The 18,854-nt window shown below is 70.4% G+C and carries 17 protein-coding genes, 4 tRNA genes and 1 pseudogene; 10 read left to right on the top strand and 12 right to left on the bottom strand.

Features of this window, described 5'->3' with window-relative positions:
• Positions 1-181: 181 nt before the first annotated feature.
• A complete protein-coding gene (locus IE252_RS26205) occupies positions 182-1,630 on the bottom strand; it encodes an MFS transporter (RefSeq protein WP_190092144.1) in 1,449 nt (482 codons plus the stop codon).
• Positions 1,631-1,865: 235 nt separating this feature from the next.
• Between IE252_RS26205 and IE252_RS26200 the strand changes: the two genes are divergently transcribed.
• The 4 genes from IE252_RS26200 (at position 1,866) to purM (ending at position 6,417) form a co-directional block, all read left to right on the top strand.
• Entirely contained in the window at positions 1,866-2,519 is a 654-nt protein-coding gene (locus tag IE252_RS26200; protein WP_190091936.1) for a TetR/AcrR family transcriptional regulator, read from the top strand.
• Positions 2,520-2,754: 235 nt separating this feature from the next.
• Complete coding sequence (locus tag IE252_RS26195) at positions 2,755-3,537, top strand: maleylpyruvate isomerase family mycothiol-dependent enzyme (RefSeq protein WP_190091935.1); 783 nt, start codon at positions 2,755-2,757, stop codon at positions 3,535-3,537.
• Between the two features lie 240 nt (positions 3,538-3,777).
• Positions 3,778-5,304: an amidophosphoribosyltransferase gene (gene purF, locus IE252_RS26190; RefSeq protein WP_190091934.1), complete on the top strand. Its 1,527-nt coding sequence runs from the start codon at positions 3,778-3,780 to the stop codon at positions 5,302-5,304.
• 45 nt (positions 5,305-5,349) lie between these two features.
• Complete coding sequence (gene purM, locus IE252_RS26185; protein WP_190091933.1) at positions 5,350-6,417, top strand: phosphoribosylformylglycinamidine cyclo-ligase; 1,068 nt, start codon at positions 5,350-5,352, stop codon at positions 6,415-6,417.
• A 118-nt stretch (positions 6,418-6,535) separates the two neighbouring features.
• Here purM and IE252_RS26180 read toward each other — a convergent pair whose 3' ends face one another.
• Positions 6,536-6,802 carry a DUF3073 domain-containing protein gene (locus IE252_RS26180; protein WP_190091932.1) on the bottom strand — a complete coding sequence of 89 codons (267 nt, stop codon included), beginning with the start codon at positions 6,800-6,802 and terminating at the stop codon, positions 6,536-6,538.
• Between the two features lie 281 nt (positions 6,803-7,083).
• Positions 7,084-8,187: a Leu/Phe/Val dehydrogenase gene (locus IE252_RS26175; RefSeq protein WP_190091931.1), complete on the bottom strand. Its 1,104-nt coding sequence runs from the start codon at positions 8,185-8,187 to the stop codon at positions 7,084-7,086.
• A gap of 176 nt (positions 8,188-8,363) precedes the next feature.
• Here IE252_RS26175 and IE252_RS26170 point away from each other — a divergent pair, with 176 nt between their 5' ends.
• Both IE252_RS26170 and bldC read left to right on the top strand, forming a co-directional pair.
• Complete coding sequence (locus IE252_RS26170; protein ID WP_190091930.1) at positions 8,364-9,206, top strand: DUF8083 family protein; 843 nt, start codon at positions 8,364-8,366, stop codon at positions 9,204-9,206.
• A gap of 541 nt (positions 9,207-9,747) precedes the next feature.
• Positions 9,748-9,954, top strand: coding sequence for a developmental transcriptional regulator BldC (gene bldC / locus IE252_RS26165; RefSeq protein ID WP_003949541.1), 207 nt, complete (start codon positions 9,748-9,750; stop codon positions 9,952-9,954).
• A 360-nt stretch (positions 9,955-10,314) separates the two neighbouring features.
• On the opposite strand, the gene IE252_RS26160 is transcribed toward bldC, so the two are convergent.
• The 3 genes from IE252_RS26160 to hrpA all read right to left on the bottom strand — a co-directional run bounded on the left by IE252_RS26160 (position 10,315) and on the right by hrpA (position 14,797).
• Complete coding sequence (locus IE252_RS26160; RefSeq protein ID WP_190091929.1) at positions 10,315-10,527, bottom strand: DUF6274 family protein; 213 nt, start codon at positions 10,525-10,527, stop codon at positions 10,315-10,317.
• Positions 10,528-10,685: 158 nt separating this feature from the next.
• Positions 10,686-10,760, bottom strand: a tRNA-Asp gene (locus IE252_RS26155).
• Between the two features lie 104 nt (positions 10,761-10,864).
• Complete coding sequence (hrpA, locus tag IE252_RS26150; RefSeq protein ID WP_190091928.1) at positions 10,865-14,797, bottom strand: ATP-dependent RNA helicase HrpA; 3,933 nt, start codon at positions 14,795-14,797, stop codon at positions 10,865-10,867.
• A gap of 82 nt (positions 14,798-14,879) precedes the next feature.
• Here hrpA and IE252_RS26145 point away from each other — a divergent pair, with 82 nt between their 5' ends.
• From IE252_RS26145 to IE252_RS26135, 3 genes are all read left to right on the top strand, one after another.
• On the top strand, positions 14,880-15,242 hold the full coding sequence (locus tag IE252_RS26145; RefSeq protein ID WP_229848800.1) for a hypothetical protein: 363 nt from the start codon (positions 14,880-14,882) through the stop codon (positions 15,240-15,242).
• Between the two features lie 88 nt (positions 15,243-15,330).
• Complete coding sequence (locus IE252_RS26140) at positions 15,331-16,116, top strand: DsbA family protein (protein WP_190091927.1); 786 nt, start codon at positions 15,331-15,333, stop codon at positions 16,114-16,116.
• Complete coding sequence (locus IE252_RS26135) at positions 16,113-16,946, top strand: cytochrome c biogenesis CcdA family protein (RefSeq protein ID WP_190091926.1); 834 nt, start codon at positions 16,113-16,115, stop codon at positions 16,944-16,946. Before IE252_RS26140 ends, IE252_RS26135 begins: the two co-directional genes overlap by 4 nt.
• Positions 16,947-16,990: 44 nt before the next feature.
• On the opposite strand, the gene IE252_RS26130 is transcribed toward IE252_RS26135, so the two are convergent.
• The 3 genes from IE252_RS26130 to IE252_RS26120 all read right to left on the bottom strand — a co-directional run bounded on the left by IE252_RS26130 (position 16,991) and on the right by IE252_RS26120 (position 17,275).
• A tRNA-Phe gene (locus IE252_RS26130) sits at positions 16,991-17,064 on the bottom strand.
• Positions 17,065-17,088: 24 nt separating this feature from the next.
• Positions 17,089-17,163 (bottom strand) — tRNA-Asp (locus IE252_RS26125).
• Between the two features lie 39 nt (positions 17,164-17,202).
• Positions 17,203-17,275: transfer RNA gene (locus IE252_RS26120), tRNA-Glu, on the bottom strand.
• Between the two features lie 178 nt (positions 17,276-17,453).
• On the opposite strand from IE252_RS26120, the gene IE252_RS26115 reads away from it, so the two are divergent.
• Positions 17,454-17,807 (top strand): metallopeptidase family protein, encoded by a 354-nt coding sequence (locus tag IE252_RS26115; RefSeq protein WP_190091925.1) that lies wholly within the window; start codon positions 17,454-17,456, stop codon positions 17,805-17,807.
• A 15-nt stretch (positions 17,808-17,822) separates the two neighbouring features.
• Here IE252_RS26115 and IE252_RS26110 read toward each other — a convergent pair whose 3' ends face one another.
• The 3 genes and pseudogenes from IE252_RS26110 to IE252_RS44165 all read right to left on the bottom strand — a co-directional run.
• Entirely contained in the window at positions 17,823-18,173 is a 351-nt protein-coding gene (locus tag IE252_RS26110; RefSeq protein ID WP_190091924.1) for a metallopeptidase family protein, read from the bottom strand.
• A 288-nt stretch (positions 18,174-18,461) separates the two neighbouring features.
• The gene (locus IE252_RS26105) at positions 18,462-18,671 is read right to left on the bottom strand and encodes a DUF397 domain-containing protein (RefSeq protein ID WP_190091923.1); all 210 of its coding nucleotides are present in this window, start codon (positions 18,669-18,671) and stop codon (positions 18,462-18,464) included.
• A 92-nt stretch (positions 18,672-18,763) separates the two neighbouring features.
• Positions 18,764-18,854 (bottom strand): annotated as a pseudogene (locus IE252_RS44165) (transposase); the annotation flags it as partial.

The following is an 18,854-nucleotide window of genomic DNA, read 5'->3' as shown; positions in this document are numbered from 1 at the left end:
CGCAGTTCCCCGCGCCCCTTAAATGCGCCCCTTCGGGGCGCTCCTAGGGGCGCGGGGAACTGCGCGACCAGTTGGGGACGGCCCGCAGAAAACACCGGCCCCGGGGCGAAGCCCCCTCCCACCCCCGGAGGCCACGCGGCGGAGCCGTAAATGTCACAGCGGGAAGGGGTGGGGTGGGGGATCAGACCCCCGGTGTCGGGGACGGCAGGCGCGTGGCCAAGTACGCCGCCGTCGCCATCAGTACCGCTCCCACCACGAACACCACATCCATCCCGGATGTGAGCGCCTGGACGCCGTCCGACCGTGCAGCGCCCCGCAGCGTGCCCAGCGCACTCGTCGAACCCCCCGGCCCGGACGCCTCGTACACCCGGCTCAGAATCGTCCCGAACACCGCCGCCCCCAGCGCATTCCCCAGCGTCTGGAAGAACCGCGTCCCCGTAGTCGCGATACCCAACTGCCGCGGCGGCGCAGCGGCCTGCACGATCTGGATCAGCTGGCCGATGAGCAGGCCGAACCCCGTGCCCATCAGGAGCAGTTCGGCCCGGATCTGCCACAGGTTCGTCGAGACGTGCGTCGTGGCGAGCAGCCCCAGCGCCGCCGCGGCCGCGACCGTACCCGTCAGCACGAACGTCTTCTGCGACCAGCCGCGCCCCGCCAGCCGCTCCGAGGCGAGGCCGACGGCCGTCATGCCGATCGCCATCGGGATGAGGTACAGGCCCGCCGAGGTGGCCTCGACGCCCCGGACGACCTGGAGGTAGATCATCACGTACACCAGCGTGCCCATCATCGCCGCGCCGACCAGCGCCTGGATGGCGAAGCCGAGCCGGACCGCGGGGACCTTGAACATCGACAGCGGCAGGATCGGCTCGGCCGCCGTGGTCTGGCGGCGCAGGAACAGGGCGAGCGAGACGACGGACGCGGCCGCGAGGCCGAGGACCTGCGGCGAGGTCCAGGCGTAGTCCTTGCCGCCCCACTCCGTCATCAGCAGCAGCGAGACGGAGAAGGCCGCGGCGAGCGCCGCGCCGAGGAAGTCGATGCGGTGGCGGACCGGGGTGACCGGGAGGCGCAGGACGACCACCGCCGCCGCGAGGACGGCGATCCCGACCGGCAGGTTCACGTAGAAGATCCAGCGCCAGCTCGCGTGGTCGGCTAGCGTGCCGCCGAGCCACGGGCCGAGCGCCATCCCGGCCCCGGCCACGACCCCGCCGATGCTGCCGCCCTTGCCCCGGCCCGCACCGTCCCCGCCGCCCGCGAGCTGCGCGATCACCACCATCGTCACGCTCATCAGCCCGCCGCCGCCGACGCCCTGGACCGCGCGGGCCGCGATCAGTTCGCCCATGGACTGGGCCGCCCCGCACAGCGCCGAGCCGGCCAGGAACGTGGCGATGGCGCCCACGAAGACCTTCTTGGCGCCGATCGTGTCGCAGAGCTTCCCGTACAGCGGCAGCACCGCCGCCGAGGCGAGCGCGAACGAGCTGATCAGCCACGGGATCTTGTCCATCCCGTGGACCGGGTCGAGGTCGCTCACGATCGGGACGGTCGCCGCCGACACGATGTTGGTGTCGAGCACCGCGAGCAGGATCGTGACCAGGCAGACGGCGAAGCCGATCCGGCGCTGGACGGCCGACATCGCGGGGGCGCCCGCCTCCGCCTTCCCGGTCGGCGGGGCCGTTTTCGGCATGGCTGTGCTCAGGGTTTTGGACATGGTGGATTCCCCCTCCAGGGCGCAGAGCGCGGGGCGGCGGTCCCCGTCGCGGGCCGCCCACCGGCTGTGGCACCACCATGGACCCTCTTCATGTACTGAGTCAACTTTTCATCCAGGATCAAAATTCATCCCGGTACATGCACGCTGCTACAGTGGGGCCATGGCGAACGAGGTGGCACTGGCTCGTATGGGGCTGCGCGAGCGCAAGAAGTTCCAGACCCGGCGGCGGCTGATGGCCACCGCGCTGGAGCTCTTCGCCGAGCGCGGCTTCGACAAGGTCTCGGTCGCCGAGATCGCCGAGGCGGCCGAGGTGTCGAAGATGACCGTCTTCAACCACTTCGCCACCAAGGAGGAGTTGGTCCTCCGGCCGCTCGAGGAGCACACCGACGACGTCGCCAAGGCGGTACGCGACCGGGCCCCCGGGGAGTCCGCTGTCGCCGCCGTGCGCCGCCACTATCTGACGGCCGTGGAGGAGCGCGACGCCTCCATCGGGCTCGACGGCGAGCCCCTGGTGATCCAGCTGACCCGGCTGATCATGGACACCCCGGTCCTGCTCACCCGCGCCCACGCCGCCCTCGTCCGCAGCTCCGAGCTGGTCGCGGAGGTGCTGGCCGAGGAGACCGGGGATCTGCTGATGGCCCGGGTCGCGGCGGCCCAACTGATGGGCACGCGGGCGACGCTGGTCAGCGAGAACCACCGCCGGCTGCTGCTCGGCGAACCGGTGGATTCCATCGCCCCGGACGCCGCGCGTCTGGGTGCCCGGGCGTTCGACCTGGTCGAGCATGGTCTGGGCGACTACGCGACGAGGCGGTAGCGCCGGTAGCGCGTCTGCGGGCCGGTGGTGGGCTGGTCGCGCAGTTCCCCGCGCCCCTAAGAGCACCCCTTCGGGCCGCCCCGGGGATTGCCGCGCAGCGGCATCTAAGGGGCGCGGGGAACTGCGCGACCAGTTGGGGACGGCCCGCAGACGACCGACGCTTTAGGGGCGCGGGGAACTGCGCGCTCAGCCCACCACCGGCCCGCAGACGACCACACCGCCTACGCTCCAGGGCATGCCTCCCGCCAAGAAGCGCTCCCGCAGCTACGACCCGGCGAAGACCCGCACCGCCGTCCTCGCCCAGTTCACGCACGTACGCGAAGCCGTCGCGCGGCTCGCGCCCGATGTGCTGGGGCGGCCGACCCGGCTGGCGGGCTGGACCGTGTACGACCTCGCCGCGCACCTGGCGCGGGCCGTGGACGTCGTCGCCCGGAACCTGGCCGAGCCCGCGCCCACCCCCGGCCGCCCGGAGGTCACCCTGCCGCAGTGGCCGTTCGCCACCGCCACAGGCGCCGGTGCCGAGACCACCCGCCCCGACCTCGCCGCCCTCTACGCCGACGTAGCCACCCGCACCGAGCGGCTGCTCCCGGACGCCGAGGACACCCGGCTCGTCAGGACCGTCCTCGGCACCATGACGCTCGCCGACTACCTGGTCACCCGTACCGTCGAGCTCTGCGTCCACACCGACGACCTGAACGACGCCGTGCCGGGCCTCGACATCCCGTACGACCGCCAGGCGCTCGCCGCCTGCACCCGGCTGCTCGCCGACGCGCTCGCGGTGAAGGCGCCGGGCGGCTCGGTCGAGGTCCGGATCCCGCCGTACGCCGTGGTCCAGTGCGTCGAGGGCCCCAAGCACACCCGCGGCACGCCCCCGAACGTCGTGGAGACCGACCCGCTCACCTGGCTCCGGCTCGCCGCCGGGCGCCGGGCGTGGGCGGACGAGCGGGACGGGGGGCGGGTTTCGGCGAGCGGGGAGCGGGCGGACCTCTCCGCACTCCTGCCGGTGCTTTCCCGCTGAAAACGCGGCCCGGCCGAGGTGGTCATATGGCTACGTCAGGTGACTTCCTGCCGGGTTCCCGCCGGGCCCCGCGCGACGTCCGTCACATTTCCCGACCGGGCCCTTCCCCGGCCTTTTCCCGCCCTGGCGGGAAAAGCCCTGCTCCACCCCGTCCGGCAGATGCCACAAACCGCCCACCACCCCCGCCTCGTCCGTATCCCCAATTCGGACCAGTGGTCGATCTCGCCTACACTCGGTGGCGTGCCACGTGGTGACGGTCGACTCAATCATGATCTGCTCCCCGGCGAGAAAGGCCCCCAGGACGCTTGCGGCGTCTTCGGCGTCTGGGCTCCGGGTGAAGAGGTCGCCAAGCTCACTTACTTCGGGCTTTACGCCCTCCAGCATCGGGGCCAGGAATCCGCGGGAATCGCGGTCAGCAACGGCTCCCAGATCCTCGTCTTCAAGGACATGGGGCTTGTCTCCCAGGTCTTCGACGAGACCTCTCTCGGCTCCCTCCAGGGTCATATCGCGGTCGGTCACGCCCGCTACTCGACCACGGGTGCCTCCGTGTGGGAGAACGCGCAGCCGACGTTCCGGGCGACCGCCCACGGCTCGATCGCGCTCGGCCACAACGGCAACCTGGTGAACACCGCGCAGCTCGCGGCGATGGTCGCCGAGCTGCCGAAGGAGAACGGTCGCGCGACCCAGGTCGCCGCCACCAACGACACCGACCTCGTCACCGCCCTGCTCGCGGGGCAGACCGACGACGACGGCAAGCCGCTCACCGTGGAGGAGGCGGCCGCCAAGGTCCTTCCCCAGGTGCAGGGCGCGTTCTCGCTGGTCTTCATGGACGAGCAGACGCTCTACTGCGCCCGTGACCCGCAGGGCATCCGCCCGCTGGTCATCGGCCGCCTGGAGCGCGGCTGGGTGGTCGCGTCCGAGACCGCCGCCCTCGACATCTGCGGCGCCAGCTTCGTCCGCGAGATCGAGCCGGGCGAGCTCGTCGCCATCGACGAGAACGGTCTGCGCACGTCGAGATTTGCGGAAGCGAAGCCCAAGGGCTGTGTCTTCGAGTACGTGTACCTGGCGCGTCCCGACACCGACATCGCCGGTCGCAACGTGTACCTCTCGCGCGTCGAGATGGGGCGGAAACTCGCCAAGGAAGCGCCTGTCGAGGCCGACCTGGTGATAGCGACTCCGGAGTCCGGCACCCCTGCCGCCATCGGCTACGCGGAGGCCAGCGGCATTCCGTACGGCTCGGGCCTGGTCAAGAACGCCTACGTCGGCCGGACCTTCATCCAGCCCTCGCAGACCATCCGCCAGCTCGGCATCCGTCTGAAGCTGAACCCGCTGAAGGAAGTCATCCGGGGCAAGCGCCTGGTGGTCGTGGACGACTCGATCGTCCGCGGCAACACCCAGCGCGCGCTGGTGAAGATGCTCCGCGAGGCCGGGGCCGCCGAGGTCCACATCCGGATCTCGTCCCCGCCGGTCAAGTGGCCGTGCTTCTTCGGCATCGACTTCGCGACCCGCGCCGAGCTGATCGCCAACGGCATGACGATCGAGGAGATCGGCACGTCGCTCGGCGCCGACTCGCTGTCGTACATCTCGACCGACGCGATGATCGAGTCGACCACCATCCCCAAGGACAACCTCTGCCGCGCCTGCTTCGACGGGGTCTACCCGATGGAGCTCCCGGACCCCGAGCTGCTCGGCAAGCAGCTCCTGGAGACCGAGCTCGCGGCCGGCCCCGCCGCCACGGCCGCGGCCGACGCGCTGCGCCGCCCGTAGGCGCCCGCACGAACCCTGCAGTACGACACGAAAGTTCTCACTGTCATGTCTGAGACCACTGGTGCCAGCTACGCAGCCGCGGGCGTCGACATCGAGGCGGGCGACCGCGCCGTCGAGCTGATGAAGGAGTGGGTGAAGAAGACCAAGCGCCCCGAGGTGCTCGGTGGCCTCGGCGGTTTCGCCGGTCTCTTCGACGCCTCCGCCCTCAAGCGCTACGAGCGCCCGCTGCTCGCCTCCGCGACCGACGGCGTCGGCACGAAGGTCGACCTCGCCCGCCGCCTCGGCGTGTACGACACGATCGGCCACGACCTCGTCGGCATGGTCGTCGACGACCTCGTCGTGTGCGGCGCCGAACCGCTGTTCATGACCGACTACATCTGCGTCGGCAAGGTGCACCCCGAGCGGGTCGCCGCCATCGTGAAGGGCATCGCCGAGGGCTGTGTCCTCGCGGGCTGCGCCCTGGTCGGCGGCGAGACCGCCGAACACCCGGGCCTGCTCGGCCCGGACGACTTCGACGTGGCCGGGGCCGGTACGGGCGTCGTCGAGTACGACCAGCTGCTCGGCGCGGATCGCATCCGCACGGGTGACGTCGTCATCGCCATGGCGTCGTCCGGACTTCACTCGAACGGGTACTCACTCGTCCGGCACGTGCTCTTCGACCGGGCGAAGATGAAGCTGGAGCAGCAGGTCGAGGAGTTCGGGCGGACCCTGGGCGAGGAGCTCCTGGAGCCGACCAAGATCTACTCGCTCGACTGCCTGGCCCTGACCCGTACCACCGAGGTACACGGTTTCAGCCATGTCACCGGCGGCGGCCTCGCCAACAACCTGGCCCGGGTCATCCCGGACCACCTGCACGCCACGGTCGACCGCTCGACCTGGGCGCCGGGCGCGGTCTTCGACCTGGTGGGCACGGTCGGCCAGGTCGAGCGGCTGGAGCTGGAGAAGACGCTGAACATGGGCGTCGGCATGATCGCGATCGTCCCCGAGGGCTCGGTGGACGTGGCGCTGACGACGCTGGCGGACCGGGGCGTGGACGCCTGGGTCGCGGGCCGGATCACCGAGCGGGGCGACCGTACGACCGGCGCCGAGCTCACCGGGGACTACGCGAAGTAGGTCCCCGCGGACAGCACAGAACCCGGTCCGGGGCTGAGGCCCCGGACCGGGTCGGTGGTGCTGTGAGCAGCGAAAACGATCGCTGCGATACCCGAAGGCTTATGAAGACGTGCGCGCGTCAAGCTCCGCGACGCTGCGCCGACGGACCGGACTCCTCGTCCTCGTCATCGTCGTCGCTGTTGTACAGCTCCGCATAGCGGGCGTACGGGTCGTCTTCCTCGTCGTCGTCCTCGAACGGCTCGCCATTCGGCGGCTGATTCGAGATCGGCTGCGAAGTCGATGCGCCCAGCTCGTTGGCCAGACGCGACAGGTCAGTCCCGCCGCTGCTGTACTTCAGCTGGCGGGCGACCTTGGTCTGCTTGGCCTTTGCCCGGCCGCGCCCCATGGCTCGACCCCCTCGGTGACGGGGCTCAACGGCCCCAGAGTCTTGACACGCGTTCATGAGTCGGAACGGGCTCTCCGTGGAGAGACCGTGTCCGTAGGGCTTCAACGGTACCTGCTTCCGCGGCCATACGGTACGCCGCCCGCATGACGTGCCACTTCGCAGAACCCGCAAGGAGCCCCTTCCTCGCTGGTCAACCGCGATTTTAACCTCTTCTTGGCGTCCGACCCGCCGACCGGCGTGAGTCTTCTCTCGCCGGTCGGCGGATCGGGTGCCGGAGGGCGTCAGCGCTTGCGCGCCTCGGCCATGCGCTGCTCGGCGATCCGGTCGGCCGCGGCGGCCGGCGGAATCCCGTCTTCCTTCGCACGTGCGAATATGGCCAGCGTGGTGTCGAAGATCTTCGCGGCCTTCGCCTTGCAGCGGTCGAAGTCGAAGCCGTGGAGCTCGTCGGCCACCTGGATCACGCCACCGGCGTTGACCACGTAGTCGGGCGCGTAGAGGATCGCGCGGTCCGCGAGGTCCTTCTCGACACCAGGGTGCGCCAGCTGGTTGTTGGCCGCGCCGCACACGATCTTCGCGGTGAGCACCGGGACGGTCTCGTCGTTCAGAGCGCCGCCGAGCGCGCAGGGGGCGTAGATGTCCAGCCCCTCCACCCGGATCAGCGCGTCCGTGTCGGTGACCGCGGTGACGCTGCCCGGGTGCTTGTCGAGGATCCGGCGTACCGATTCCTCACGCACGTCGGTGATCACGACCTCGGCGCCGTCCGCCACCAGGTGCTCCACCAGGTAGTGGCCCACCTTGCCGACGCCCGCGACGCCGACCTTGCGGCCGCGCAGCGTCGGGTCGCCCCACAGGTGCTGGGCGCTGGCCCGCATGCCCTGGAAGACGCCGAAGGCGGTGAGCACGGAGGAGTCGCCCGCGCCGCCGTTCTCGGGGGAGCGGCCGGTCGTCCACCGGCACTCGCGCGCCACGACGTCCATGTCCGCCACGTACGTGCCGACGTCGCACGCCGTCACGTAACGGCCGCCGAGCGAGGCCACCATCCGCCCGTAGGCGAGCAGGAGTTCCTCCGTCTTGACGGTCTCCGGGTCACCGATGATCACGGCCTTGCCGCCGCCGTGGTCGAGTCCGGCCATGGCGTTCTTGTACGACATGCCGCGGGAGAGGTTGAGCGCGTCGGCGACGGCGTCGGCCTCGCTCGCGTAGGGGTAGAAGCGCGTTCCGCCGAGGGCCGGGCCCAGGGCGGTGGAGTGGATGGCGATGACGGCTTTGAGGCCCGAGGCGCGGTCCTGGCACAGCACGACCTGTTCATGGCCGCCCTGGTCCGAACGGAACAGGGTGTGCAGAACGTCTGCTGAGCTGACAGCGTCGCCGGTCACATCGGTCACGGTGGTGACTCCCAAGTACGAAGCGGCGTTTGACGGCCCGCTTGTGGGTGGGGCGGGCCGCGTCGCGGCCCGCCCGGGGCCGCGCTGGGAGCAGAGTAAGTCCTACGCGTCCGTAGATCAGGCGCAGTGCCCAGGATCACCCTCCGGCCCCGCCCGCGCGTGGGACGATTCGACGCATGGCGGTGGTGTCCTCGGTGATCGTCCCGTACGCGTCCTATCTCCGGGTGTACGAGCCGCTGGCGGCCTTCCCCGAACCGGAGCGCGGCCATTGGGCCCGCTACGCGGAGCGCGGCCGCACCCCGGGTGCCCAGGACGAACTCCGGCGCGCGCTGGCCGATCTGGTGCCGACGCCGCCGGTGGCGGTGCCGGTCCACGAGAGCGCGGACGCGTTCGTGGCGCAGCTCGACGGGGTGGTGTGCGTCTGCCCGTGGCGGACCCGGCTGCGCGGCTGGCAGGCGCTGGAGGAGCTGGCGGGCCAGTTCCCCGAGCCGGTGCTGGACGCGCTGCTGCCGCCGGTGGTGCGCCGGCAGGCCGCGGCGGACTACGAGCGGTGGCGGGAGCGGAACCCGGACGCCCGGCCGTGGATCCTCACGGCGGTCTGGCACGTCCCTGTGAGCTGGTTCACAGTCTTTTCGGACGAAGAGCGGGAGTATGTCCGCGCGGAGAGCGGCGCGGCACCCGTGCTGCGCTACCGCACCCCGATGGTCCAGGCCCGGCGCCGCCTCGCGCGGGCGCTTCGGACGCTGCGCGACCACATCGACGAGGGGCCCCTGACCGAGGGGCTGGTCGAGGTGGGGCGCTGGCTGGAGGAGTTCCATCCGCGCTCGCTGGTGGAGCTCGACTACGGGGGCCTGGTGCACGCGCTGCCGCCGGCGCGCCTGGAGGAGGACCGCTCGGCGGCCGACGTGACCGAGGGGATCGCCGCGCTGCGGGCCGGGGACGGCGCGGGGGCGGCCAGGGCGTACGAGCGCTTCACGGAGCGCTGGCGGGCCGTCAGGGAGCGCCGGCTCGCGAACTGAGGGACCGTCGGACTGAGGGGGCGTCGGCAGGCGCCGCGCGCTGCCCCGTTCGGGTGAGCCTCTTCGTACGGCTGAGTGACGTTCCGGCCGTGTGGTCGGGACGTAGGTCCTGATCCGGGCCTTTGCCCCAAGCGTGACGGACCGCACTTACTGGGCCCTTGCGTCGATCCCCCACCCTCGTGCCAAAATAGGACAAGGAGTCCGGGGAGGGCTCCTTCCGTCCAACTACGGGCGGATTGCTTGGTATTGCCTGCTATGGGGGGTCTGATGACTCCTGATCGCTCTGTGACTGATCGTCACTGTGGCGTGACTGTCCGCTATGGCATGGTCCATCGGCTTCCGTCGCTGATGAACACCTGGGAGGGCAATTCCATCGGTTTGGCCGACGTGGCTGGACAGATGGTGTAGTTGTAGTGCCGAGGACAAGCCGTTCGTCCTATAACCGACTCGGCTCGCGTCCGCCATTTCGGGCAACGCGGGTCAAGGTGCAGAATTTAGAGGAAAGAACCGAGAAGGTTCGGTTCTCCCGAGGAGGCCGCTCATGACCGCTCGCACCCCTGATGCCGAGCCGCTGCTGACCCCGGCTGAGGTTGCCACGATGTTCCGCGTGGACCCGAAGACGGTCACCCGCTGGGCGAAGGCGGGCAAGCTCACGTCCATCCGCACGCTGGGTGGGCACCGCCGGTACCGCGAAGCAGAGGTCCGTGCGCTGCTGGCGGGTATTCCGCAGCAGCGTAGCGAGGCCTGAACAACACCCCGATAACGGGCATTCCGGGGCCCCCACCCCGGTCGCCCACCCCATAGCTCCACTGACGCCAGGCCTGCCCCAACGGGCCCGTCGTCATCGGCCGCGCTGGACTCCGCCGGGTCCAGCGCGGTCTTTTCTATGCCCCGGTCCGGGCCGGTCCGGACCGTCTGGGGATGCTTCGCGGAGCTTGCCGCGGAGGCCTGGAGGGGTGGTGCAATTGCACATATTAAATTGGGAGGTTGTAGGCACGGCGTAAGTTCCCCGGTTCCCAAAACTTGTTCGGTGACTCCCGTCACACCGCCGTGAGCGTCCTCTGAACAGAGCCTGCCACCGTCCGGGGCGCGGGAGACCCGCCATTGGTCACCGCTCGGCGGGACTTTCGTCCTCGGGGAGGGCCTCCGGGAGGGCCTCGGGGAGGGCGAGGAGGGGGTCGGGCTCGGAGGGCTCCATGGCGAGCCTCAGGAGGCGCGAACAGACGGGGCAGTGCCGGGTGACGTGCCGGTAGCCGCTGGCGGCCGACAGATGGGCGCGCAGCAGCGCCCGGGTCTCGTGCCTCGCGGACGACGCCGTCATGCGCCACCTCCTGGGTGGGGCCCGCTGCCTTCTCCCTGGGTACCGGTGCCGGTTGACCCCGTCAAGACGGCCGCAAAAGCCAAGTGGCCCGCAGGGCCAACGGACCGGAAACGCCAAGTGGGCCCCGATTCCTAAGAATCGGGGCCCACTTGATACTGCGGTCCTGACGGGATTTGAACCCGCGGCCTCCACCTTGACAGGGTGGCGAGCACTCCAAACTGCTCCACAGGACCAGGTTTCGCAGCCTGTGCTTGCTCCTTGGCTGCGAGAGAGACTGTACAGCAGGTCGGCTGGTCAGGTCGAACTCACTCAGGGCGATGGGTCCGTCACGGCGCCGTCAGGGCTTCGCCGTGGCGACCGCCGCGTCGATCGCCTTCACGATCCGCTTGTCCGAGACGGGGAACGCGGTGCCCAGGGCGTGCGCGAAGTAGCTCACCCGCAGCTCCTCGATCATCCAGCGGATGTCCAGGACCTCCCGGGGCACCGGCCGCCCCTGCGGCATCTGCTCCAGGAGCCACGCGTACTCGTCCTGCATCTCGTGGACCTTCTCCATGCGCGTGGTGTCGCGCTGCACGGACGTCGGCATCTGCTGCAGACGCCGGTCCACCGCCACCAGATAGCGCATCAGGTCCGCCAGCCTGCGCAGCCCCGTCGCGGTCACGAAGCCGGCCGGCATCAGGGCCGCCAGCTGCTCCCGTACGTCCTGCAGGTTGTTGATCAGGACCAGGCTGTTCGTGGCCTTCAGACGGCGCTCACAGGCCTGCCAGGCGGCCAGGATCTGCTGGACCTGCCCCACCGTCCGTACGGTCGCGTCCACCAGGTCGGCGCGCACCTTGTCGTACAGCTTGCGGAACGACTCCTCGTCCCACGCCGGGCCCCCGTGGTCCGCGATCAGCTTGTCGGCGGCGGCCATGGCGCAGTCGTCGAAGAGCGCCTGGACGGAGCCGTGCGGATTGCGGGACAGGGCGAGCTTCTGCTGGTTGGTCAGCTTGTCCGAGGCGAACTTCGCCGGGTTCACCGGGATGTTCAGCAGGATCAGCTTGCGGGTGCCGCGCCACATCGCCTGCTGCTGCTCGGCCTCGGTGTCGAAGAGCCGTACGGACACGGTCTCGCCCGAGTCGACCAGCGCCGGGTACGCCTTCACCGGCTGGCCCGCGCGCTTGGTCTCGAAGACCTTCGTCAGGGTGCCGATCGTCCAGTCCGTGAGGCCCGTGCGCTCGATGGAGACGCCGCCCGAGGGCGCGGCCGCCGCGGCGGCCTGGGAGAGCGCCTGGCGGGCCTTGGGGCGCAGCTGGAGCTTGAGCGCCTCCAGGTCCTTGTCCTCGGCCAGCTTGCGGCGCCGCTCGTCGACGATCCGGTACGTGATCTTCAAGTGATCAGGGACGCGCGTCAGGTCGAAGTCGTCGGCCGTGACCGGGACCCCGACCATCCGCTGGAGCTCGCGCGCCAGGGTGACCGGCAGCGGCTCCTGCAACGGCACGGCCGTGTCCAGGAAGCGCGTCGCGAAGTTCGGCGCGGGCACGTAGTGGCGGCGGATCGGCTTGGGCAGCGAGCGGATGAGCTCGGTGACGACCTCGCCGCGCAGGCCCGGGATCTGCCAGTCGAAGCCCTCGTCGGTGACCTGGTTGAGGACCTGGAGCGGGATGTGGACGGTCACACCGTCCGCGTCCGCGCCCGGCTCGAACTGGTAGGTGACCTTGAACTTCAGCCGGCCCTGGCGCCAGTTGTCCGGGTAGTCGTCCTTGGTGACGGCGAGCGCCGACTCCCGGATGAGCATCTCCCGCTCGAAGTCCAGGAACTCCGGCTCGTCGTGGCGCTTGTGCTTCCACCAGGAGTCGAAGTGGGCGCCGGAGACGACGTGTTCGGGCACCCGCTGGTCGTAGAAGTCGAAGAGCGTCTCGTCGTCGACCAGGATGTCCCGGCGCCGGGCCCGGTGCTCCAGCTCCTCGACCTCGGTCAGGAGCTTGCGGTTGTCGGCGTAGAACTTGTGGTGGGTGCGCCAGTCGCCCTCGACCAGCGCGTTGCGGATGAACAGCTCGCGCGAGGCCTCCGGGTCGATGCGGCCGTAGTTCACCTTGCGGTTGGCGACGATCGGCACGCCGTACAGCGTGACCCTCTCGTACGCCATCACCGCGGCCTGGTCCTTCTCCCAGTGCGGCTCGCTGTAGGTGCGCTTCACCAGGTGCTGGGCGAGCGGCTCGATCCACTCGGGCTCGACCTTCGCGTTGACCCGCGCCCACAGGCGGGAGGTCTCCACGAGCTCGGCGGACATGACGACCTTGGGCTGCTTCTTGAAGAGCGCGGAGCCCGGGAAGATCGCGAACTTGGCGCTGCGGGCGCCCAGGTACTCGTTCTTGTCGGTGTCCTTGAGCCCGATGTGCGAGAGGAGACCGGCGAGCAGCGAGGTGTGCACGGACTGCTCGGGGGCGTCCTCCTCGTTGAGGTGGATGCCCATGGTCTTGGCGACCGTGCGCAGCTGGGAGTAGATGTCCTGCCACTCCCGGATGCGCAGGAAGTTCAGGTACTCCTGCTTGCACATCCGGCGGAAGCTGGAGGAGCCGCGCTCCTTCTGCTGCTCGCGGACGTACCGCCACAGGTTGAGGAAGGCGAGGAAGTCGCTGGTCTCGTCCTTGAAGCGGGCGTGCTGCTGGTCGGCCTGCGTCTGCTTGTCGGACGGGCGCTCGCGCGGGTCCTGGATGGAGAGCGCGGCCGCGATGACCATGACCTCGCGGACACAGCCGTTCTTGTCGGCCTCCAGGACCATCCGGGCCAGCCGCGGGTCGACCGGCAGCTGCGCGAGCTTGCGGCCCATCGGGGTCAGCCGCTTGCGGGGGTCCTTCTCCGCCGGGTCCAGCGCGTGCAGCTCCTGGAGGAGCTGGACGCCGTCGCGGATGTTGCGGTGGTCCGGCGGGTCGATGAAGGGGAACTTCTCGATGTCGCCGAGCCCGGCGGCGGTCATCTGGAGGATGACGGAGGCCAGGTTGGTGCGGAGGATCTCCGCGTCGGTGAACTCCGGCCGGGAGAGGAAGTCGTCCTCCGAGTACAGCCGGATGCAGACGCCGTCGCTGGTACGGCCGCAGCGGCCCTTGCGCTGGTTGGCGCTGGCCTGCGAGACCGCCTCGATGGGCAGCCGCTGCACCTTGGTGCGGTGGCTGTAGCGGGAGATGCGGGCGGTGCCCGGGTCGATCACGTACTTGATGCCCGGGACGGTCAGGGAGGTCTCGGCGACGTTGGTCGCGAGAACGATCCTGCGCCCGGAGTGCTGCTGGAAGACGCGGTGCTGCTCGGCGTGGCTCAGGCGCGCGTACAGCGGCAGCACCTCGGTGAACCGGAGGTTCTTCTTGTTGAGCGCGTCCGCCGTGTCGCGGATCTCGCGCTCGCCGGAGAGGAAGACCAGGATGTCGCCGGGGCCCTCGGACTGGAGCTCGTCGACGGCGTCGCAGATCGCGGTGATCTGGTCGCGGTCGGCGTCCTCGGAGTCCTCCTCCAGGAGGGGGCGGTAGCGCACCTCGACCGGATACGTACGGCCGCTGACCTCGACGATCGGCGCGTCCCCGAAGTGGCGCGAGAAGCGCTCGGGGTCGATGGTCGCCGAGGTGATGACGACCTTCAGGTCGGGGCGCTTGGGCAGCAGCTGGGCCAGATAGCCCAGCAGGAAGTCGATGTTGAGGGACCGCTCGTGGGCCTCGTCGATGATGATCGTGTCGTACGCGCGCAGCTCGCGGTCCGTCTGGATCTCCGCGAGCAGGATGCCGTCCGTCATCAGCTTGACGAAGGTCGCGTCCTGGTCGACCTGGTCGGTGAACCGGACCTTCCAGCCGACCGCCTCGCCGAGCGGGGTCTTCAGCTCGTCCGCGATCCGGTCCGCGACCGTGCGGGCCGCGATCCGGCGGGGCTGGGTGTGCCCGATCATGCCGCGCACGCCCCGGCCCAGCTCCATGCAGATCTTGGGGATCTGGGTGGTCTTGCCGGAGCCGGTCTCACCCGCGACGATCACGACCTGGTGGTCCCGTATCGCCTCCAGGATCGCGTCCTTCTTCTGGCTGACCGGGAGCTGCTCGGGGTAGGTGACCTCGGGCATGCGGGAGGCCCGCCGGGCGACGCGCTCGGCGGACTTCGCGGCCTCGGCGGCGATCTCGTCGAGCACGGCCTGCCGGGCCTCGGGCTTCTTGATGCGGCGGGCGCCTTCCAGACGGCGGCCGAGCCGATGGGCGTCACGCAGCGAGATCTCGGCCAGCAGGGTCTGGAGATCGGCAAAGGAAGTAGACATACCTGATTCAGGATCTCACCCGCCGCGCGGCAGTGGCGAACGCATTTCGGCGGGGGCCCGCCGCGCCCGTACCATTTCGGGCATGCCCCGCACCCACGCCCCGCACCGCCGCCTCGCGGCCGTGCTGCTGATGGTGCTCGGGGTGGTGACGGTGCTGCTGTGCGGGCCGTCGCCGGCGGTGGCGTCCAGCGCGCACGCCCCGGCGGCCGTCTCCGTGCTCTCCGACAGCTCGCCCGGCTGCAAGCAGGGCGGCAAGCAGGACAAGGGCGGCGACCCGGCCGCGCCGGTGCGGGCCCGTACCGCGTATGACCAGGCCCCGGCCGTGGGGGAGCGGATCGCCCCGGCCGCGCTCGCCGCGCAGGCCGCCGAGCACCGCACCCCGCCGGTACGCGGCCCCACCCTCGCCGCCCCCACACCCGTCGAGCTCTCCGTACTGAGGGTCTAGGCGGCCGGTCACCACGACCGGCCGTCCCTTTCCCCTTCCCTTTTCCCGCCGCAGCCCGCGCTGTCGCGGTACGTACACGGAGACCCGTATGTCCAAGTCCCAGGGCACCCCTGCGTCCAAGGCCAAGCCGAAGGCCAAGTCCAAGAAGCCGTTCGTGATCGGTGCCGCGGTGGTCGCGGCCGCGGTCGTGCTCGGTGTCGCCTCCTACCAGGCGACGTCCCCCGGTTCTCAGAAGAGCGACTCCGCCGCCTCCTCCGACGCCGTCGAGCCGCCCGCCGGGACCTTCCCCGAGCTGGAGAAGCTGGCCCGGCGCGACGCCAAGGACCCGCTGGCCCAGGGCCGCGCGGACGCGCCCGTCGTGATGGTCGAGTACGCCGACTTCAAGTGCTCGTACTGCGGCAAGTTCGCCCGCGACACCGAGCCCGCGCTGGTGAAGAAGTACGTCGACGCGGGCACCCTGCGCATCGAATGGCGCAACATGCCGATCTTCGGCGCCGAGTCGGAGGCCGCGGCCCGCGCGGCCTGGGCGGCCGGGCAGCAGGGCCGGTTCTGGCAGTTCCACACGGCGGCGTACGCCAAGGGCGCCAAGGAGAAGGGCTTCGGCGCGGACCGGCTGCGCGAGCTCGCGAAGGAGGCGGGCGTGGCCGACCTGGACCGTTTCGTACGGGACGCGGACGGCGACGCGGCGAAGGCGGCGGTGAAGAAGGACCAGGACGAGGCGTACGGGCTGGGCGCGACCTCCACGCCGTCGTTCGTGGTCAACGGCCGCCCGCTGGCCGGGGCCCAGCCGCTGGACACCTTCGCGCAGGCCATCGACGAGGCGGCCACGTACAAGGCCGCGCGGACCGCCGGCCCGAAGGGGACCGGAAAGTGACCCCGGACATCGGCTATCTGGCCGCGTTCCTGGGCGGCCTGCTCGCGCTGCTCAGCCCGTGCAGCGCACTGCTGCTCCCGGCCTTCTTCGCGTACTCGATCGACTCCACCTCGCGGCTGCTCGCCCGCACCGGCATCTTCTACGCGGGCCTGGCCACCACCCTGGTCCCGCTGGGCGCGGCGGGCTCGTACGCCGGACGGCTCTTCTACGGCCACCGCGACCAGCTCGTCCTCTTCGGCGGCTGGCTGATCATCGCGCTCGGCGCCGCCCAGATCCTCGGCATGGGCTTCGCCAGCCGCCGCATGACCGAGCTGTCCGGCCGCATCCGCCCGACCACGGCCGCCTCGGTCTACGCGCTCGGCGCGGTCTACGGCCTGGCGGGCTTCTGCGCCGGGCCGATCCTGGGCAGCGTCCTGACGGTGGCGGCGGTCAGCGGCAGCCCGGTCTACGGCGGTCTGCTGCTCGCGGTGTACGCGCTGGGCATGGCGGCTCCGCTGTTCCTGCTGGCGCTGCTGTGGGAGCGCTTCGGCCTTGCCCGTCGCCGCTGGCTGCGCGGCCGGGTGGTGAAGCTCGGCCGCTTCGAGCTGCACACCACCTCGCTGCTGTCGGGCCTGTTCTTCATCGCCCTGGGCACGCTGTTCCTGGCGTACGACGGGGCCACGGCACTGCCGGGGCTGCTCGACGTGGACGACTCGTACGCGGCGGAGAAGTGGGCCCGCTCGTTCGGCGACGCCGTCCCGGACTGGGCGCTGCTCGTGGCCGTGGTGGCGGTGGCCGGGCTGGTCCTGGGCGTACGCGGCTGGCGCGGCCGGGAGCGCGAGCCGGAGTGAGGAACGCGGAAGGGCCCCGTCCAGTGGACGGGGCCCTTCTCTTGTGGCTGGGGCCGGGGTCGAACCGGCGACCTATCGCTTTTCAGGCGATCGCTCGTACCAACTGAGCTACCCAGCCACGAAGTTCCTCGCGGAACTTCAGCGGTCCTGACGGGATTTGAACCCGCGGCCTCCACCTTGACAGGGTGGCGAGCACTCCAAACTGCTCCACAGGACCAAGCAATGTGCGAGCACTAGTCTCGCACACGGTAAAGCGTGCCCCCAACGGGATTCGAACCCGTGCTACCGCCTTGAAAGGGCGGCGTCCTGGGCCACTAGACGATGAGGGCTAAGGGCCCACCTGCGCGCTTCGCAGCGCGTCGGGGACGTGAGAAGCATATGGGATGCGGGGAGCTATCGCCAAAACGGTTTCCCGGGGGCCGGTCGGGGCCCGTCGGCGGCCGGTGGGGGCTCGCGCGCGGGGCGCGGGCCGGGGCGGGCCCGCGCCCCATGCGTGACAATGGCCGCGTGCTGGAGATGACGCGCGAGGAGTTCGAGGAACTGGTCGCCGAGGCGCTGGACCGCATCCCGCCGGAGCTGACGCGGCTGATGGACAACGTCGCCGTGTTCGTCGAGGACGAGCCCGCCCCCGACGACCCCGAGCTGCTCGGGCTCTACGAGGGGACTCCGCTCACCGACCGCGGCGAGTGGTACGCGGGCGTGCTCCCCGACCGGATCACCATCTACCGGGGCCCCACCCTGCGGATGTGCGAGTCGCGCGAGGACGTGGTCGCCGAGACCGAGGTGACCGTCGTGCACGATATCCCGTCGCACACCTCTTCGAGGGGGGATTCGCCCGTTCGGGTGGCTTCTGCTGCCTGAGCAGACCGCCCCGGATCAGCCCCAGCCCAGTTCGTGGAGCCGTTCGTCCTCGATGCCGAAGTGGTGGGCGATCTCGTGGACCACTGTCACGGAGACCTCGTGAACCACGTCTTCGGTGGTCTCGCAGTAGCGCAGGGTCGGGCCCATGTAGATCGTGATCCGGTCCGGCAGCACGGCCGCGTACCACTCGCCACGGTCGGTGAGCGGAGTCCCCTCGTAGAGCCCCAGTAGCTCCGGGTCGGAGGCGTCGGGTTCGTCCTCCACGAACACGGCCACGTTGTCCATCAGCCTGGTCAGCTCCGGCGGGATCTTGTCCAGAGCGTCACTGACCAGCTCTTCGAAGGCGTCGCGCGTCATCTCCAACACACGACCCATTGTCCGGGACGAACGGCCGTTCTGGCGGCTCACGGGGCAGCGGAAAGCCCCGGCGCCTCCGCCATTGGGAGAGGCGGGGGAGCCGGGGCTCTCAGTGCTTGCGCACCGGGTAGGGCGCGCGGGTGTTCGTGAAGCGTTCCAGGCGGCTCCCGCCTCTGCACTGGTCCGGATCGGTCCGGAAGAACCAGAGGCATCGGAAGCACCAGAGGAGCCCGTTCTCCGGGTCGGGCGTGCTCTCGCTGCCGCAGCGGGGGCAGGGCTCCACGGACGCCTCCTAGGTCATGCGCTCAGGTCGTATTCTCCCGTGCGCACGGCTTCCACGAACGTTGCCCAGCGTTCCGGGGTCGTCTCGATCACGACGCCGGGAACGGCGCTCTCCCGGAGTGCGACGACGCCGGGAATGTTGGTCGCCACCTCCATGCAGTTGTCGACCTTCGGGTCACGGCAGGCTGCCGCGCTGACGAACTCGTACGCGGGTTGTCCGGTCATGGTTCATCCCTTCGCCGTATGTGCGGGGAGTCGGTCCCCGCGCCGTCTTGCGGTCCGCTCCCAGGGCCCTGGGTCCCCCACCTAGTGCCGTATCAGGCGACGTTTGCCCTGTCGACGACGGCGCGTAGGCGCCGGTCGTCGGCGTGACGGTTTCGCCAGATGATGTATCGGCGGATCATGCTG

Origin of the sequence: Streptomyces melanogenes (genome assembly GCF_014649795.1) — a bacterium.
Lineage (GTDB): Bacteria > Actinomycetota > Actinomycetes > Streptomycetales > Streptomycetaceae > Streptomyces > Streptomyces noboritoensis.
This window is presented reverse-complemented; position numbering and strand designations above follow the sequence as displayed.

Coding starts and splice junctions, on each gene's coding strand:
- IE252_RS26205 (WP_190092144.1), bottom strand. CDS start 1,630: ATGTCGGCCGTCCAGCGCCGGATCGGCTTCGCCGTCTGCCTGGTCACG.
- IE252_RS26200 (WP_190091936.1), top strand. CDS start 1,866: ATGGCGAACGAGGTGGCACTGGCTCGTATGGGGCTGCGCGAGCGCAAG.
- IE252_RS26195 (WP_190091935.1), top strand. CDS start 2,755: ATGCCTCCCGCCAAGAAGCGCTCCCGCAGCTACGACCCGGCGAAGACC.
- purM (WP_190091933.1), top strand. CDS start 5,350: ATGTCTGAGACCACTGGTGCCAGCTACGCAGCCGCGGGCGTCGACATC.
- IE252_RS26180 (WP_190091932.1), bottom strand. CDS start 6,802: ATGGGGCGCGGCCGGGCAAAGGCCAAGCAGACCAAGGTCGCCCGCCAG.
- IE252_RS26170 (WP_190091930.1), top strand. CDS start 8,364: ATGGCGGTGGTGTCCTCGGTGATCGTCCCGTACGCGTCCTATCTCCGG.
- bldC (WP_003949541.1), top strand. CDS start 9,748: ATGACCGCTCGCACCCCTGATGCCGAGCCGCTGCTGACCCCGGCTGAG.
- IE252_RS26160 (WP_190091929.1), bottom strand. CDS start 10,527: ATGACGGCGTCGTCCGCGAGGCACGAGACCCGGGCGCTGCTGCGCGCC.
- hrpA (WP_190091928.1), bottom strand. CDS start 14,797: ATGTCTACTTCCTTTGCCGATCTCCAGACCCTGCTGGCCGAGATCTCG.
- IE252_RS26145 (WP_229848800.1), top strand. CDS start 14,880: ATGCCCCGCACCCACGCCCCGCACCGCCGCCTCGCGGCCGTGCTGCTG.
- IE252_RS26140 (WP_190091927.1), top strand. CDS start 15,331: ATGTCCAAGTCCCAGGGCACCCCTGCGTCCAAGGCCAAGCCGAAGGCC.
- IE252_RS26105 (WP_190091923.1), bottom strand. CDS start 18,671: ATGACCGGACAACCCGCGTACGAGTTCGTCAGCGCGGCAGCCTGCCGT.